The organism is Lysinibacillus contaminans (genome assembly GCF_001278945.1).
GTDB classification, from domain to species: Bacteria; Bacillota; Bacilli; order Bacillales_A; family Planococcaceae; genus Lysinibacillus; species Lysinibacillus contaminans.
On the sequence record NZ_LGRV01000003.1, the window covers coordinates 2025007 to 2041349 of the forward strand.

The following is a 16343-nucleotide window of genomic DNA, read 5'->3' on the forward strand; positions in this document are numbered from 1 at the left end:
AATTGTGAAAAAGAATGGTTAATCCGCTACGTTTACTATTTAATTTTGCTAAAAATGAACAGACCTGTCCCGTCAGTCGCAAAATCGAAAATAAGTACACGTGCAAAATACATAGCTTTATCAACTTTCACACCTGTTCCAGTAGCGTTTCGATTCATTCCTCTTCACCTCCGTTCAAAATATTTATAATCATTGTAGCACAAGACACAGGAACGAGAAAATAGAAAGTTATTTATTTTTTAAAAATTCAGTTTTTTAAACTAAATAAATATACAAACAAAAAAAGTAGTTATATACTAAAAACAGAAATATTTTTCCTTTATTTTCTTTATAGTTAAATGAATCATAAGCAGGCAGTGAGTTTTATTTTTATACTTACTGCCTAATTCATGTGCCAAAAACCTGGAGGAACTTTGATGAAAAATTTAAGTATGCAAAACAAATTGAGCTCGCTGATTATTGCTATCCTTCTATTCGTATTAATTACTGTAGGCATAGTCAATACAAGCCAAATGAAAAGCACATTAGTAGAGGAATACAATGCACGTCTTGGACAAATTTTTGCTTTGAGCCAATACAATTTAGATAGGACATTACCAGGAGACTGGCACTTAGAAAATAGTGAGCTATTTAAAGGTAATGCAAAAATTGCCGATCAAACAGCATTAATTGACAAGTTAGGAGAATTGTCTGATGCAGCCATTACTATTTTCTCAGGCGATACACGTATAAATACGAATATTCAAGTGAATGGCGAGCGTTTGATTGGAACAACAGCGGATTCAACTGTCACAGAGGTCGTGCTGCAGCAAGGCAATAACTATAACGGCACAGCCCAAGTTGCCGGTGAACCTTATTTAACACAATATAAACCGATTAAGAGTGCTGATGGTAAAACAATCGGTATGTTGTTTGCCGGTGTTCCCTCTTCTGAAATTGATGCAATAGCACAGAAAATGCTTCTAAAAATGGCTGCCCTCGCACTAATTGCCGGGATTATTGCCGTAATTGCTGGCATTTTATTTGTCCGGGGCATCGTGAAGCCACTGAAACGTTTAATCGTGCAGCTTGAAACGATATCTGCTGGGAAAGGCGATTTAACTCAGCAGCTTGAAGTTTCCTCTAAAGATGAAATTGGCGCAGTTGCTACTGCGTTTAATGCAATGCTAGCCACACTTGGTGCGATGATGCGAGACGTAAATGACACAGCAACACAAGTATCCGCTTCTTCAGCAGAGCTTTCTGCAACGGCAGCTTCCTCTACTGCGACAACTGAAAAAATGACTGCAAGTATGCAGCAACTAGCGAGCGGTGCGGATACGCAAAGACATGGTGCCAATGAAAATGCAGAAGCAATGGAGGACATTGCAAGTGGCATTCATCTTGTCACAGAAGCCAATGCAGAAGTTTCAACATATGTATCTGATGCATTTGACACAGCAAAGCACGGCGAAGAAACCGTCCAAGCAATGCAAGCGCAGATGATGACAATGACAAACGCCGTGCATGACAGTACAAGCTCGATAACTACGCTTAACACACATGCTGATGACATCGGAAAAATTGTTGAAGTCATTCATGCCATAGCCGATCAAACAAATTTACTGGCACTCAATGCATCTATTGAAGCCGCACGTGCAGGTGAACATGGGAAAGGCTTTGCCGTTGTTGCCGAGGAGGTACGCAAGCTAGCTGAGCAATCAAAAACCTCAGCTGCACAAATTACCAATACGGTTCATACGATGCAACAGCTATCAAAGGATGCAAGTGAGCATATGCAACAAAGTGAGCAGGAAGCATTAGCAAGTGCTGATATCGTGCACACAACAAGCGTCGCATTTGCTGAAATTACAACAAAAGTAACACTCGTAACCAATAAAATCCAAGAGGTGTCAAGCATTGCCGAAGAGCTTTATGCTCGTATCGAACAAGCTAATGCCTCTACACAAATGATGGCAGAAATCGCAAGTGGTGCTGGTCAGCAGGCAAATAGCGTTACTCAAATTGCCGAATCTAATCTGCATTCAATGGAAGACATTAACGGAGCCGCAAATCGGTTAGCGAAGAACGCCGAGACTCTCCAAACATTAATTCTTCAGTTTAAATATTAATTAAAAAGGTTGTCAATCATCAGTAAATATGATGATGAGCAACCTTTTCCTAATTATTCACCATTTTATACATGTAATAATTAAATAAATATGTAGTATCAGAGATGAATCTTATTGAGTAAACGTTTTATCGCACTCCTACTTTTAGCGACGACGATTGTTTGTAGTAGTATATTTATATACTACAGTAATACCATCCAACACCGATTCCCATTCCACAAAGCGAATCTATCCTTTCTATTTATTTGGCTAAGTACTAACATTCCATTTGATATCCTTCCTGATTTTGTTGGCTAGATTCTTATCATTGCTGCTTTAGAAAAAGCAAACTAGCCATCTGCTAAACGAGTTAGTCTTATTGCCATCCCGCTTTGTATTTGGAAATTCTGCCACATAGGGCTTCCTCTGAATTTTTTTTTGTATCGGCATAGCCACTTTAATACACACACCTTTGTAAGTACAAAATCTTTTAACCGTTGCCATGGCTATGTATGCGTTTAGCATCATGTTCTGGTTTATTATCTATTTAATTCGTACAGGTACTCGCATGGATCATCATTATGCCATCTAAAAAATGCGCCTTCCCACTGTTAAATGGAGAAGGCGCATTTTGTTTACACATAGCCAAACTATGATCTTAATTTCTGCACAAAAAACTTTACCATTGGTACAATCAAAATTGACACCACAAGCACACGGAAGAGCTGAAACGCTGTAACAATCGTGACATTTGCATGAACGGAGGCTGCGATAATGCCCATTTGGTCAAGTCCTCCTGGCACAATGCTTAAAAAGCCCGTCCCAAAATCAAGCCCGTATAATGCCTCCATCCCGAATGTAAAACCATACGTTGCGCCAATAAAAATTCCCGCTGATACGAAAGCATAAAAAATATGTTGCTTCGATAAATGCAAATCTTCTTTTTTCAGTAAGAGTCCAATATAAATGCCAATAGCAAGCTGTGCAACATGCAGTAAGGAAAGTGGCAACTTTGGTACATCAACCCCCGCTAGATTCAAGCCCATCATTAAAAATACTGGACCAAGCATATAGCCTGTCGGTATCCTCGCCTTTTGTGCAAGCCACCCAGCTAGACCACAAACAATAAGCAAACCGATAAGGCCCCATGCATAATACCCATCCTCAGTAATGCCACCTACACTTGAACCAGCCACCAATAACGGTACAAAGCTAACAATGAGTAGCACACGCAGCACTTGATAAAAGGTAATTACCGCAATATCCATGCCTCCCTGTTCATCAGCATACGCCACAATCTGTGTCATACCGCCCGGCACACAGCATGTCAGTGCCGTCGCCAAATCTAAATCCGTTCGCTTAGCAACTAAAAAACTAACGCCGATAAATAACAAGATAAAGAGGATATTCAGCACAATCATGCTACCAAGATACCGCTGAATATCCTGAAGTGCTTCTGGCGTAAACGCATACCCTATTGAGTAACCTGCAACGACTAAACCAAAATCACGAAAAAATTTATGCCATTTCAACTGCACCGTCGTAAATAGCTGCACACAAAGTACCGCTGTAATCGCTCCGAGTAGCCAAGGCATCGGAATATGTAAAAAACGAAACAGTAATACACCAAAATAGCCAACTAATAACGTAATGAGCATAGTTTTATAATCCTTATTCACCTACACCAACCCCTTACGTTCGTATAGTTCTATTATGCAGGGAACGTAAATATTTTTCTAGCAACATATGTACCACGCATTATATGTGCTAAAAATAACCTGTTACAGATCATTTACAACCTCTTATCAACCAACATATCATTTCCAAAATCTTCTATGTTAAAGTTACATTAACGGAGGGGGCCTCTAATGAAAATTCATTTAACGATTAATAGTGAGCTTCAAGAAACTGAGATTCACATCCATGCAAAAGAGTATAACGAACAAATTGAAAAACTGATGAAGCAATTACAAGCAACACAATCCACGATGATTGACGGCTATATACAACAGGAAATTTACATGTTGAAAATTAGTGATATTTACTCAATTTATGCGGAGGGTGCGAAGGTGTTTTTGCAAACTGAAGAACAGGAATTCGAATCGAAGCGCAAATTATATGAGTTGGAAATGCAATTTGCTAAAGACTTCGCAAGAGTTAGTAAATCCTCACTCGTCAACATCAATAAAATTGCCTCTATACAAATGGGCAAAATCGGCTCGACGGAATTATTACTCGATAACGATGTCTCTATTCACGTCAGCCGTAAGTATTTAAAAGACTTAAAACGTCAATTAGGCATTGGGAGGGAATTTTAATATGCATGCTTTACGTATGATGATCATCGGTTTACTCATCTCACTAAGTTCTTCCTATGTGTTAATGTCACTAAGTGTGTTTTCTAAACCGAACGCAGTGATGTCTGGAGCAGAACTATTAGAACAAATAGCGATTGCTGCGGTAATGGGCATAGTTATTGGTTTGATTTCACTTATTTTAGAGTCAGAGCGCTTACCGTTTACGGTTTTGTTATGCATTCACTTTATCGCAATTATCATTTGTGTGTTAATAGCTGGTTACTTCGGCCAGTGGTATGACATTTCAGATATTTCCACAATTGTGGGTGTCCTTTTTTCTGTGGTCATTATTTATATAATCACTTGGTGTATTATACGTGTGTTATTAAAGCGAGATATTCAGGAAATAAACAAATCTATTCAAAAGAGAAGAGGAACCCTTCGATGACAATTGCTATTCAAGTTAAAAATTTACGAAAGCAATATGGTGAGCATGAGGCAGTCAAGGGGATCTCCTTTGAGGTCAAAAAAGGGGAACTTCTTGCCTTTTTAGGGGCAAACGGTGCAGGAAAATCCACGACAATTGAAATTTTATGTACTTTACTCAAAAAAACAAGTGGTACCGTTAACATTAACGGCTTCACACTCGATGCCAAAAATGATAATGCCGATATTCGAAAGTCCATCGGTGTCGTCTTTCAACAAAGCTTACTCGATGAGCGTCTCACAGTTTATGAAAATATTATGCACCGCGGAAAGACCTATGGATTAACAAAAACTGAACTTACTGCAAACTATCAGTTCGTCTCTACGTACCTCCATCTAGAAGATATTGAAAAGAAAAAGTACGGTACGCTATCTGGTGGGCAAAAACGGCGGGCAGATATCGCGCGTGCCTTGATCCATAAGCCACAAATTTTATTTTTAGATGAACCTACAACAGGACTAGATCCACAAACACGTCAGTTCGTGTGGCAGGCCATCAAAAAATTACAACAAGAAACCAATATGACGATCTTTTTAACGACACATTATATGGAAGAAGCAGCTGTTGCTCACCACGTCATCGTCTTAAAAAAGGGTCAAATCGTTGCACAAGGCACACCAGATGCACTCAAAACGACATATGCGTATGACCAGATGACTTTAGTATTTCAAAACGAGAAAGACGGCGAAAAATGGCTTCTTGAAAACGAGCTTACTTACACTGAGAAACAAGGAATTTACACCATCAAAGTGGATTCAACACTACATGCACTGACATTACTGAAAAAGGCTGAACCACTATTGGTATCCTTTGAGGTCATTAAAGGAACGATGGATGATGTCTTTATTCACATTATGGAAGACGGAGGGGCTGCCTAATGAACGCATTTCTCAGCTTAGTTAATCGTAATAACAAAGTATTTCGCCGAGATAAAACACAAGTCTTTTTCTCACTATTATCCGTTATCATTGTAGTTGCCCTCTACGCAATCTTTCTACAAAAAATGCAAATTGATCGGCTTGAACAGATAGCAATGGCAACACCTGAAATGGTGACAATGGTCAATGAATGGCTCGTCGCCGGACTATTGTCAATGATTGCTGTGACATCAACACTTGCCGCCTTCGGTATTGCTGTAAAGGATATCGAAACAAAGGCAACAGCGGACTTTTTAACCGCCCCTGTATCCCGATCAACCATTCAATTTAGTTATGTCGCGAATGCTTTTCTAATTGGGCTTGTCTTCTCCTTTACTGCCCTTATTGGCTGTGAAATTTTCATCGTCGCAACAGGCGGCAACTTACTTGGCTTTGCTGAGTTCGCCAAAGTGTTTGCAATCTTACTATTATCGGTTTCTCTAGCGAGTGTTTTCAATCTTTTCCTTGTATTGTTTGTTCGTACACAAAATTCTTTTTCAACACTTGGCACACTTGTCGGAACTGTCCTTGGATTCTTATGTGGTGTTTACGTGCCAGTTGGCGTGCTACCTGGCTTTGCGCAAAATTTGGTCATGTACTTTCCAATTAGCCATACTACTGTGCTTTTACGAGAAGCCTTTATGCAAAACTCCTTTGCTACTGTTTTTGACAGCGTTCCAGCAGCTGACGTGGAAGCTTATAAATTAAATTACGGGGTTGTCTACGATATAAATGGCCATTTACTAAGTTCTTCTATGAGCATCATCATCATTCTTGTTACAATTGTCGTTCTTTCTGTTTTATCGATTATGATCTTTAAAAAGAAAAACAAATAGGCTTCTTTACACATCGCTAACGAAAGGCGATGTGTTTTTTATTGATTTTTAACAAACGATTCGTTATTATGTATATAAATAAGCAAACGAATTTAATATTCGTTTGCAAAAGGTGGTTACACAATGGATTTAGATCAACTATTCTGGCAAGCGACATTGGATGATATTAAACAAGGCTATACGGATGAATCATCGCAATTTACTTGCCTACTGTGCGGAAAAGGCATTGAAAAAGGCATCATTTATCCGCAAGACGGCCTTTTATATGAGGCTGAAAAATATATGCAACACCATATTACAACTGAGCATAAGTCAGTTTTCCATTATTTAATTAGCTTAAATAAAAAAATGACGGGCTTAACAGACCATCAAAATAACATTTTACGATTATTTTATGAGGGGAAAACCGATCAAGAGATTAAAGAGGAATTAGAAATTGGTAGTGCAACGACAATTCGTCATCACCGCTTCGCTCTAAAAGAAAAGGAGCGTCAGGCAAAAACATTTCTTGCGATGATGGAATTATTAAAAGAACAAGATCAAAAAGAAGATAGCCATGTACCGATTCATAAAACCGCTACAATGGTCGATGAGCGTTATGATGTCACGCTTTCTGAAGAGCAAGAGCTACTTGAAAAGTATTTTCCAAATGGCATTGGACAGCAACTCGTTCGCTTTCCAAAACGTGAAAAACATAAAATTGTCGTGCTTCGGGCTATTTCAAAATTACTAGACGACTCCAAACAGTATACAGAAAAAGAGTTAAACGAAATTATTCAACCAATTTATGAAGACTATGTACAAATTCGTCGTTATTTAATTGAATACGGCTTTATGGACCGCCAAGATGATGGTAGTACTTATTGGCTAAAAAAATAAGAAAGTAGGACTGATTATGGATCACAAAAAACAGTTGAAAGAGTTATATAAAGATACACCGATTGAAGCTGGCGTATTTACGATGACTAACAAACAAAATGGTAAAGTGGTTGTCGGAAGTTTCAACAATTTAAAACGATTAAACGGCTTTCAGTTTATGCTAAAAACGAACACACATACGAATAAGGCTTTGCAAGCTGACTACAATACATTTGGTGCCGATGCGTTTGATATTGAAGTGGTGGAATATTTAAAGAAAAAAGAAGATGGCTATTTCGATGCAAAAAAAGAGTTAGAAAAGCTAGAAGAAAAGTGGTTAGACACTTTACAGCCTTTTGACGAAAAAGGCTATAATTCAAAAAAATGAGGAATGTACATACATTTCTTAACGCTTTTCTATTCCTTGTATTACATCATAAAATAAAAATAAACTCGATTCTCTCAACGTAGAATCGAGTTTATTTTTTCAAGTAAGTAAATCCCTGTTTCACCCTCGGTCGAACATGCCAATAACTTCTGTTGTCTGCGTTATGTTTACAAATGCTGTCGAATCGACTTCTTTAATCATGTCTTTCACTTCCCCCAGTTGATAGCGCGTGATAACCGTGAAAAGCACCTTTCTTTTTTCTCCTGTGTACGCTCCCTCTGCATCCATAATCGTCACACCACGATAAAGGCTCCCCAGAAGCTTCTTCTTTACTTCCTCTCCTTTACTCGTAACAATCATCAGCGTGAGTTTAATATGACTTGTATGAATCGTATCAATTACCTTACCTGTCGCGTAAATCGATACCAGTGTATATAATGCTGCATCCCAGCTAAATATGAAACCTGAAATCAAGACAACTACTGCATTCATTCCAGAAATGAGTGCACCTAAAGGTAAATCTCTTTTCTTATTTAAAAGCATTGCTACGATGTCAAAGCCACCAGATGATCCTGAGGCACGAAAAATAATTCCAACCCCAACGCCGGCAATAACTCCACCAAATATAGATGCTAATAATGGCTCATTCGTCATTTTATAAACGGGAATGATATATAAGCTAACCGAGACAACTACGACCGAGAGAATTGTATAACCAATAAATCTCTTTCCTAATTTCATTACCCCTAAAATAAGCAACGGTAGATTTAATAAAAAATTTAAAACACCGGTATTCACTGGCGTCACTAAACCCAACATGATGGCAATCCCACTTAATCCACTACTAAGAATTTCATGAGGAATTAATAAAAAGTTATAAGCAAAGCCAATCAAAATGGATCCAAACGTAACAATTACAATATTGCGCATAACGACTCCCCTACCATTCTTAAGCGAAAAAAATTCTGATGTATTTTCTAATTAGAATACCCAACTTTTGCATACAAAAAACGTAAATCTATTTCAATCAATTCGATCTTTTCAAAATGACAGTCACACTTATTTTTTCTGTCCTTCTTTTTCAGCTACTTTATCAATTCTTTCGAGCATCGTTGGATGTGAATAGCGGAACAATTTCACAAGAAGAGGTGGGTTCACTTCACTTAACCCAGCTTTCGTCAGCTTCTGAAATGCCGTCACAGCTGCCTCATTTTGACCAGTCAATGCAATTGCATACTCATCAGCCCTAGTTTCCTGGTATCTCGAATAATAATTGGAGATAGGACTAGATGCGAATAGTAAAACAGAAGTAATGAGTAAAAACAGTGGCAATGAACGTATATCGTTTATCTTTTTAATATTTAATACCCGCCCATAACGTGCAATCATCCACGTCATTAGCTTTGCGGTTATCCAAAGCCCAACCAACGTCATTAATAGATAGCCAGCCATGCCAAAATAAATGTGCTTCTCAACATAATGTCCCATTTCATGTGCCATGATAAATAAAATTTCATTATCGGTCAAGCGATTTAAGGTTGTATCCCACAGTACAATTCTAGAATTGCTCCCTACACCTGTCACATAGGCATTTAATGCATTGGTCTTTTCCGCCATATTCACTTCATAGACATGCTCAGATGGAATATTTGCTTGTTCAGCGAGTGTTAGAATTTTCTCCTCTAATTCTTTATTTTTCAGTGGATAAAAGTCATTATACAGAGGGTCAATGACTACAGGTTGTATAAACATCACGAAAATAGAAAAAGGAATTGTTAATAGCCAAGCATATAGCCACCATCTTTTTGTACTCTTTTTGATGAGCCAATAGAGCACCGACACAATGATAACCATCATGCCAAAGTTTACCCAAAAATCAATGACACCATCTCTCATCCAAGAAGAAAAGTCTTGTGTACTAATCCCATACTTTTTACTTAAGGCATAGCGGTAGTAATCTATAGGGAATAACACCAGATACAAAAACAGTGATAACAAAAATAAATAAGCCGCATTTTGTAATAGTGTCCATTTTGTTTGTGACGTCGCTACTTTTTCAAACCACCGTGAAAGCCCCATCAGCAAAACAAATAGATAAACAAGCCATTCTAACGGCGTCACGACAAAGAAAAGAAAATTTCGTATTTGTGAATACTCTCCACTAAGATTTAATTCTCGCTCAGACATAAACATTGCGGGATCCGCAGCTGTCCCTTTCAAAGCTTGTGGTATTGAGCCCCCTCCAATATGAAAAATATACATATACATGAAAATTACATACAGTCCAAATAACAACAGCGCTACAATTCCCCACTTTTTTGCTATGTTATTTCCTCCCTTGCATAGTTCGTCCTATAGTAAGTTTAAGCCAAATCGAAAAAGTTAGAACAGTTTTGTCCATGTTTTTTCATCTTACTAAATACTACTTTCACTTAGGGGCACTATCTCCTTCACAAAACATTTTTAGAACCGTCGATATCAAAAAAAATTTAGGATCAACTCCAACTTTTGATGCCAAACCCATCATTCAACAATTTATCTAAAAATATGATTATTACTGACATAAATGCTTACCTCGCATTAATAATATGAATAGAAGGGTTCTAGAATTCTATAGAAAGGAGGTATTACTTTTTGCTAACTGAGTTACTAAATAAGGATACGATTCAAATTGCCAACGAAGTAGATAACTGGCAAGATGCTATTCGCTTAGCTTCCGCACCTCTGTTGCAGCAAAATAAAATAGAAAACCGCTATATACAAGCAATGATTCATTCCATCGAAGAACATGGGCCCTATGTTGTACTTACACCAAAAGTCGCTATTCCACATGCAAGGCCAACTGAAGGTGTTAAAGCATTATCCATGAGCTTATTAAGCTTACAAAAGCCTGTACTATTCGGACCAGATAAACCTGTTTTCTTAATCTTTGTCTTAGCTGCGACGGATAGTGAATCCCATTTACAGGCATTAATAGATTTAACACAAGTTTTATATGAACCCACTCAAATCGATAACATTATTGCGTGCCAGCATTCAGATGATATTCTAAAAAATTTAAAACAATATTCTACAGAGGAGAGGAAATCGTGAAAATTTTAGTGGTGTGTGGAAATGGATTAGGCAGTAGCTTCATTATGGAATTGAATGTAAAAAAAGCGCTCACTGAACTCGGAAAAACGGCAGAGGTAACTCACACGGATTTAGCATCAGCAAAAGCTGAAAAGGCTGATATTTATATTGGTGCAGGAGATATTGTCGAGCAATTAGATGAACGTAAAGGGAAAATAGTGAGCATAGTTAATATGATGAGTATTTCAGAGATTAGATCGAAGCTTGAACCATTGTTTTAAAAATAATTGGATAGGATGAGGTGTTGGTATGTTAGATGTTATTGTAAATGACATTTTAGGAACACCAGCAATACTAGTTGGCCTATTCGCATTGGTTGGTTTACTAATCCAAAAGAAGTCAGCTTCAACAGTTCTTTCAGGTACGTTAAAAACAATAATGGGCTTTGTCATATTGGGTGCAGGGGCAGCAGTTCTGATTGGATCATTAGATCATTTTAGTAAAATGTTCGATCATGCGTTTAATGTGCAAGGGGTTATCCCGAACAATGAAGCTATTGTAGCAGCAGCTCAAACGGAATTTGGTACAGCTACGGCTATGATTATGGTATTTGGTATGGTCATGAACTTATTGTTAGCGCGATTTACGCCTTTAAAATACATTTTTTTAACTGGTCATCATACATTATTTATGGCTTGTTTAATCGCTGCTTCACTTTCAGTTGGTGGCATGAGTGGTGCTCCGCTCATAATTATCGGATCTATTTTACTAGGCATTTGTATGGTTGTATTTCCCGCTATGTTACAACCATTTGTACGTCAAATTACAGGTAGCGATGATTTTGCTGTCGGCCATTTCGGGAGTGTGGGTTATTACGTATCTGCTCAAATCGGCAAAATTTTTGGAAACAAAGGAAAATCAACGGAAGATATCAAAGTACCTAAATCTCTTGGATTTTTAAGAGATACGTCCGTAGCTATTTCCTTAACCATGACTTTATTCTTTATCATAGTAGCTTTATTTGCAGGTCAATCTTATATTGAAGCAGAATTATCTGGCGGTTCTAACTTCATCGTTTTTGCTATTATTCAAGCTATCACATTTGCGGCGGGTGTTTACATCATTTTAGCAGGTGTGCGCATGCTCATTGCAGAAATTATTCCCGCATTTAAAGGCATCGCAGATAAGGTCGTACCCAATTCAAAACCTGCATTAGATTGCCCAACTATTTTTCCTTTCGCACCCAATGCAGTGATTATCGGTTTCTTATTTAGCTTCCTAGCAGGAATACTGTCAATGTTTGCCCTCCCTCTCCTAGGTTTAAAGGTTATTGTACCCGGTCTAGTTCCCCATTTCTTCACAGGTGCAGCTGCAGGTGTATTCGGGAATGCGACTGGCGGACGAATTGGCTCTATGGCTGGTTCATTCGCGAATGGAATAATCATCAGCTTCCTGCCAGCGATCCTACTTATATTCATGGGTGATATTGGTTACGAAGGCACAACATTCGGCGATTCAGACTTCGGTATTGTAGGTATCCTCATTATTAATATTTTGAAATTATTTGGCGCGGTTTAATAGTGTGGCCATAGACGAATATGTTTCTTCCTTAAAGATATTAACAAGTTTATTTGGTAAAGCTATTCCTCTTGATTCGTTTTAACTTACTATGAAAAGCTCCTTTGTATTTACATCACGTCTGGAACGACTTTTATTTCTGAAACTAATCACCATCTAAAATTCCCCTCATATTCTATAATCAGACCTACTTTGAGGGGGAAAATTATGGGGATTGAATTAACAGCTCTCCATTGGATTTATGTTGTATTTATTGTATTGATTATTGGGTTTATGGTTAGACGTCGAGATACTACCCTCATTTGTATTATCGGTATTTTCATGATAGCTATTGTCGCTACGGGCGATATTACTTCTTCGATTAGTGGTGTTTTTAATAGCTTTATTTATGCCATTACAGAGCTGTTATCAACCATCTTAATCATATCCATTATTGTTGCGATGAGCCGGGTGCTCATGAAATCAGGTATTAATGAGGTCATGGTTGCACCTTTTACGAAAATCATTAAAACACCGACACTTGCCTATTGGACGATTGGCATTTTAATGATGGTCATCTCTTGGTTCTTCTGGCCATCACCAGCAGTCGCACTTTTAGGAGCAGTTCTATTACCCGTAGCTATTCGTGCCGGCTTACCCGCTCTAGGTGTGGCGATGGCGATGAACCTATTTGGTCACGGTATTGCCTTATCGAGTGACTTTGTCATTCAAGGGGCTCCAAAATTAACGGCAGATGCAGCTGGGATTCCAGTTGGAGATGTTGTTAGCGCAAGTATACCACTTGTTATTACAATGGGGCTCGTCACGACGATTGTTGCCTATATTTTACTAAGACGTGATATGAAGCGTGGGACTCTTGAATTGATCGGTACTAACGATGAAGAAAAAGAGCAAGAGACTGTCGAGAATTTGCTCACAAAAGGACAAAAACGTTTTTTTGCCATACTTATTCCTATTGCATTTTTAGCAGATGTCGTTGCGATGTCCATTTTAAAATTACAAGGTGGGGATGCAACCGCATTAATTGGTGGAACGGCAGTCTTTATTTTACTAATCCTTTCCCTAGTTGCACATAAAAAAGAAGGGCTTGAAAAGACAACAAGTTATTTAATCCAAGGTTTTCAATTTGGCTTTAAAGTATTTGGACCAGTCATTCCAATTGCCGCTTTCTTTTACTTAGGGGATTCAGGTTTCAATCAAATCATTGGTGACTTTTTACCAAAAGCTTCACATGGTATTGTCAATGACCTCGGTGTTGGTTTAGCAGCGATTGTTCCTTTAACAAAAGAAATTGCGGTTATTACTTTAGCCATCGTTGGTGCCATTACAGGATTAGATGGTTCTGGATTTTCCGGCATATCTTTAGCAGGTTCTGTCGGTAGTTTGTTCGGTAATGCCATAGGTGAGGGCACCGCTACATTAACAGCACTCGGACAAATTACAGCAATTTGGGTTGGAGGGGGGACGTTAATTCCTTGGGCACTAATTCCTGCTGCCGCAATTTGTAACGTTAGTCCATTTGAGCTCGCACGCCGTAACTTACTGCCCGTACTCATTGGGCTCATTGCCACAACCATCGTTGCGGTATTTTTAATATAACCCATATATAAAAAAACAGCGTATGTAAGAATAATTTACATACGCTGGGTTTTACGTTTACTATTAAACATAGATAAATTATTCAACCATTTTGACATTCACAAAAATCACCAGACTCACCATTACCCCAACTACTAGCATTACTAAATATTCAACTGACTTTACATCCACTACAGCGCCAATAATTAAAATACTACCTAGCAACACGTTTGCGCCACCAACTAAATGAGCTAACTTTACTTTATCCTTTACTCTTTTTTCATTAAAACCAGATAGTAGCCAAGTTTGTTTTTTTACGCCGATTAAATAACCTAAAGCTAGTAAAATCACTCCAATGATTAGTAAGCTCGCATCCATAATATCCATCCCCTTAAAGTTTTTTGATAATTGTCGGTACTATATAAAACGGAATAAACAAAGTTAGTAGTAGGTAGATTAATAGCATTTGTAAATCTAAATCCACCGGCAATAGCCCTTTATTATTTATCAATAAAACAAGTATTAACACTGCATTCAAGAGTATCATTGTACGTAAGGACCATTTTGATATATTTGCATTTACTCTTTCATCAAACTCAATATCTTCATCTTGCATGTGAACCCGATAATATTTAGCAAATACTATGGCGATTGACGCTATACCTAGTAATAGCCACTTCAGCCAAGAGCTTTCTAAGCCAAATGAAACAAGCACTAGTAACCCAATTGGTATATACGTAAAAATCTTATTCATTCCTCATCCTCCATCCAAAATAATTTGTCAATTGATGTGTGTAGTGCTGCTGCGATTAATAAACACACTTTGATCGTTGGATTATATTTCTGAGCTTCGATTAAATTCATCGTCTGTCTCGTCACACCAATCATTTTTGCTAACTCACCTTGCGTCATGTTCCCTTGTTCAATTCTTATTAACTTGACACAGTTTTTTACTTGAACATCCTTCAATAAAAATGCTCCTCTCTCATGCATTTTAAATACTTCAGTTATTTCGACCATTTTAATTAACCTTTTGTTGTAATTGCTCACCCAACGTTCGTTTTAATTGTAACATATAAATTACTATTGTCACATATATATTACTTTTATAAAAATTTAAAGCAACAAAAAACAACTTGTCTAGTAGTACAAGTCGTTTTCCACTCATATTATTTTAAATTTTTACTTCCTTATTCATGTTGGAACTTTTGCAAAACCAGTAAAAATTGCAATTCTCTTACCTCAGCCAAATTAAAAGGTTAATATTACCAAATCGATGTTAAGATATATGTAATTCTTATGTTATGAGGTGAGCTTAGTTGAGCAAAGTAGAGCAGAGCACAAAATTAGATTTAGAAAGAATTGTATTTATCGGGAGAACTTTTGAGGAGTATCTAGATATGTTTCTCCTCTCGCAAGAAGATTTGGAGGGCAAGAAAATTCTTGATTGTCCAGCCGGGGCTTGTTCTTTTACAGCTGTTGGCAACACATTCGGCTTTGATATTACGGCATGTGACATTGCCTACTATCATGCTGCGGAAGATTTGAAAATTAAAGGACTTCAAGACATTACATATACGATGAAGCATATGGAAAAAGCGAAGAATATTTTTGTATGGGATTATTATAATGATGTAAAGGATTTACGAAAACACCGTCAAAGTGCTCTAGAAAATTGTACAACGGATATGGCAAGGTCGAATGGTCGTTATGTGCCAGTGACACTTCCTTCCTTTCCATTTGAGGATGGAGAATTTGACATTATTCTTTCAGCACATTTCCTATTTTCCTACGCTGATCGATTGGATTATAATTTTCATGTTGAAACAATAAAAGAATTATTACGGGTGACTAACGAAGAAATCCAAATTTTTCCTTTAGTTGATTTGGAAGGCAAACGATACAAACATTTAGATAAATTAATATGTTTTCTAGCTGATATTGGCTGTACTGTGCAAGAAATTAAAGTATCGAATGAATTTCAGAAACATGCAAATTCAATGTTGAAAATCATAAAAGGAAAATAGCAAAGAGATGACTTCCAATCTGGAGTCATCTACTTTAAATTACCAGATGTGTTGATTAGGGAAATATTAGGTTGTTATTCACCTGTAAATTGGTTGTTTTTATACTCAATACTAAATTTTTTCTTGATTGTAGCGAAGGGTGCTCGACTCCTGCGGGAAATACAAGCTAACCGAGACCCTGGACTGAGCATAGCGAAGGAAGCGGCTCGGTGCTT

At 37.6% G+C, this 16343-nt stretch carries 19 protein-coding genes; 12 read left to right on the plus strand and 7 right to left on the minus strand.

Annotation, left to right across the window (positions count from 1 at the left end; translation table 11 throughout):
- Nucleotides 1-35 precede the first annotated feature (35 nt).
- Nucleotides 36-158 carry a hypothetical protein gene (locus tag AEA09_RS20500; protein ID WP_281176723.1) on the minus strand — a complete coding sequence of 41 codons (123 nt, stop codon included), beginning with the start codon at nt 156-158 and terminating at the stop codon, nt 36-38.
- Nucleotides 159-416: 258 nt separating this feature from the next.
- Between AEA09_RS20500 and AEA09_RS11995 the strand changes: the two genes are divergently transcribed.
- The gene (locus AEA09_RS11995; protein WP_053584064.1) at nt 417-2111 is read left to right on the plus strand and encodes a methyl-accepting chemotaxis protein; all 1695 of its coding nucleotides are present in this window, start codon (nt 417-419) and stop codon (nt 2109-2111) included.
- A 629-nt stretch (nt 2112-2740) separates the two neighbouring features.
- On the opposite strand, the gene AEA09_RS12000 is transcribed toward AEA09_RS11995, so the two are convergent.
- On the minus strand, nt 2741-3748 hold the full coding sequence (locus tag AEA09_RS12000) for an AbrB family transcriptional regulator (protein ID WP_053584705.1): 1008 nt from the start codon (nt 3746-3748) through the stop codon (nt 2741-2743).
- A 210-nt stretch (nt 3749-3958) separates the two neighbouring features.
- On the opposite strand from AEA09_RS12000, the gene AEA09_RS12005 reads away from it, so the two are divergent.
- The 6 genes from AEA09_RS12005 (at nt 3959) to AEA09_RS12030 (ending at nt 7873) form a co-directional block, all read left to right on the plus strand.
- Nucleotides 3959-4408, plus strand: coding sequence for a LytTR family DNA-binding domain-containing protein (locus AEA09_RS12005; RefSeq protein ID WP_053584065.1), 450 nt, complete (start codon nt 3959-3961; stop codon nt 4406-4408).
- A gap of 1 nt (nt 4409) precedes the next feature.
- Nucleotides 4410-4835 carry a DUF3021 domain-containing protein gene (locus tag AEA09_RS12010; RefSeq protein WP_053584066.1) on the plus strand — a complete coding sequence of 142 codons (426 nt, stop codon included), beginning with the start codon at nt 4410-4412 and terminating at the stop codon, nt 4833-4835.
- Entirely contained in the window at nt 4832-5752 is a 921-nt protein-coding gene (locus tag AEA09_RS12015; protein ID WP_053584067.1) for an ABC transporter ATP-binding protein, read from the plus strand. The genes AEA09_RS12010 and AEA09_RS12015 overlap by 4 nt, the downstream gene beginning before the upstream one ends.
- Nucleotides 5752-6627 (plus strand): ABC transporter permease, encoded by an 876-nt coding sequence (locus AEA09_RS12020; protein WP_053584068.1) that lies wholly within the window; start codon nt 5752-5754, stop codon nt 6625-6627. The genes AEA09_RS12015 and AEA09_RS12020 overlap by 1 nt, the downstream gene beginning before the upstream one ends.
- Before the next feature lie 123 nt (nt 6628-6750).
- Nucleotides 6751-7506, plus strand: a complete 756-nt coding sequence (locus AEA09_RS12025; protein WP_053584069.1) for a DUF2087 domain-containing protein — start codon at nt 6751-6753, stop codon at nt 7504-7506.
- Between the two features lie 16 nt (nt 7507-7522).
- Nucleotides 7523-7873, plus strand: coding sequence for a GIY-YIG nuclease family protein (locus AEA09_RS12030; RefSeq protein ID WP_053584070.1), 351 nt, complete (start codon nt 7523-7525; stop codon nt 7871-7873).
- Nucleotides 7874-7993: 120 nt separating this feature from the next.
- Here AEA09_RS12030 and AEA09_RS12035 read toward each other — a convergent pair whose 3' ends face one another.
- Nucleotides 7994-8803 (minus strand): YitT family protein, encoded by an 810-nt coding sequence (locus tag AEA09_RS12035; protein ID WP_053584071.1) that lies wholly within the window; start codon nt 8801-8803, stop codon nt 7994-7996.
- Nucleotides 8804-8932: 129 nt separating this feature from the next.
- Nucleotides 8933-10198, minus strand: a complete 1266-nt coding sequence (locus AEA09_RS12040) for a M48 family metallopeptidase (protein ID WP_053584072.1) — start codon at nt 10196-10198, stop codon at nt 8933-8935.
- A 309-nt stretch (nt 10199-10507) separates the two neighbouring features.
- Between AEA09_RS12040 and AEA09_RS12045 the strand changes: the two genes are divergently transcribed.
- From AEA09_RS12045 to AEA09_RS12060, 4 genes are all read left to right on the plus strand, one after another.
- Nucleotides 10508-10966, plus strand: coding sequence for a PTS sugar transporter subunit IIA (locus AEA09_RS12045; RefSeq protein ID WP_053584073.1), 459 nt, complete (start codon nt 10508-10510; stop codon nt 10964-10966).
- Nucleotides 10963-11226: a PTS sugar transporter subunit IIB gene (locus AEA09_RS12050; protein WP_053584074.1), complete on the plus strand. Its 264-nt coding sequence runs from the start codon at nt 10963-10965 to the stop codon at nt 11224-11226. The genes AEA09_RS12045 and AEA09_RS12050 overlap by 4 nt, the downstream gene beginning before the upstream one ends.
- A gap of 28 nt (nt 11227-11254) precedes the next feature.
- Nucleotides 11255-12523 carry a PTS ascorbate transporter subunit IIC gene (locus tag AEA09_RS12055; RefSeq protein ID WP_053584075.1) on the plus strand — a complete coding sequence of 423 codons (1269 nt, stop codon included), beginning with the start codon at nt 11255-11257 and terminating at the stop codon, nt 12521-12523.
- A 207-nt stretch (nt 12524-12730) separates the two neighbouring features.
- Nucleotides 12731-14122 carry a hypothetical protein gene (locus AEA09_RS12060; RefSeq protein WP_053584076.1) on the plus strand — a complete coding sequence of 464 codons (1392 nt, stop codon included), beginning with the start codon at nt 12731-12733 and terminating at the stop codon, nt 14120-14122.
- Between the two features lie 78 nt (nt 14123-14200).
- On the opposite strand, the gene AEA09_RS12065 is transcribed toward AEA09_RS12060, so the two are convergent.
- Genes AEA09_RS12065 through AEA09_RS12075 form a run of 3 tightly spaced genes read right to left on the minus strand, consistent with a single transcriptional unit; the run spans nt 14201 to nt 15121 of the window.
- Nucleotides 14201-14479 carry a DUF3784 domain-containing protein gene (locus AEA09_RS12065; protein ID WP_053584077.1) on the minus strand — a complete coding sequence of 93 codons (279 nt, stop codon included), beginning with the start codon at nt 14477-14479 and terminating at the stop codon, nt 14201-14203.
- Nucleotides 14480-14492: 13 nt separating this feature from the next.
- Nucleotides 14493-14855: a hypothetical protein gene (locus AEA09_RS12070; RefSeq protein WP_053584078.1), complete on the minus strand. Its 363-nt coding sequence runs from the start codon at nt 14853-14855 to the stop codon at nt 14493-14495.
- On the minus strand, nt 14852-15121 hold the full coding sequence (locus AEA09_RS12075; RefSeq protein ID WP_342667627.1) for a helix-turn-helix transcriptional regulator: 270 nt from the start codon (nt 15119-15121) through the stop codon (nt 14852-14854). Before AEA09_RS12075 ends, AEA09_RS12070 begins: the two co-directional genes overlap by 4 nt.
- Before the next feature lie 299 nt (nt 15122-15420).
- On the opposite strand from AEA09_RS12075, the gene AEA09_RS12080 reads away from it, so the two are divergent.
- The gene (locus AEA09_RS12080; RefSeq protein WP_053584079.1) at nt 15421-16128 is read left to right on the plus strand and encodes a class I SAM-dependent methyltransferase; all 708 of its coding nucleotides are present in this window, start codon (nt 15421-15423) and stop codon (nt 16126-16128) included.
- Nucleotides 16129-16343: the final 215 nt, after the last annotated feature.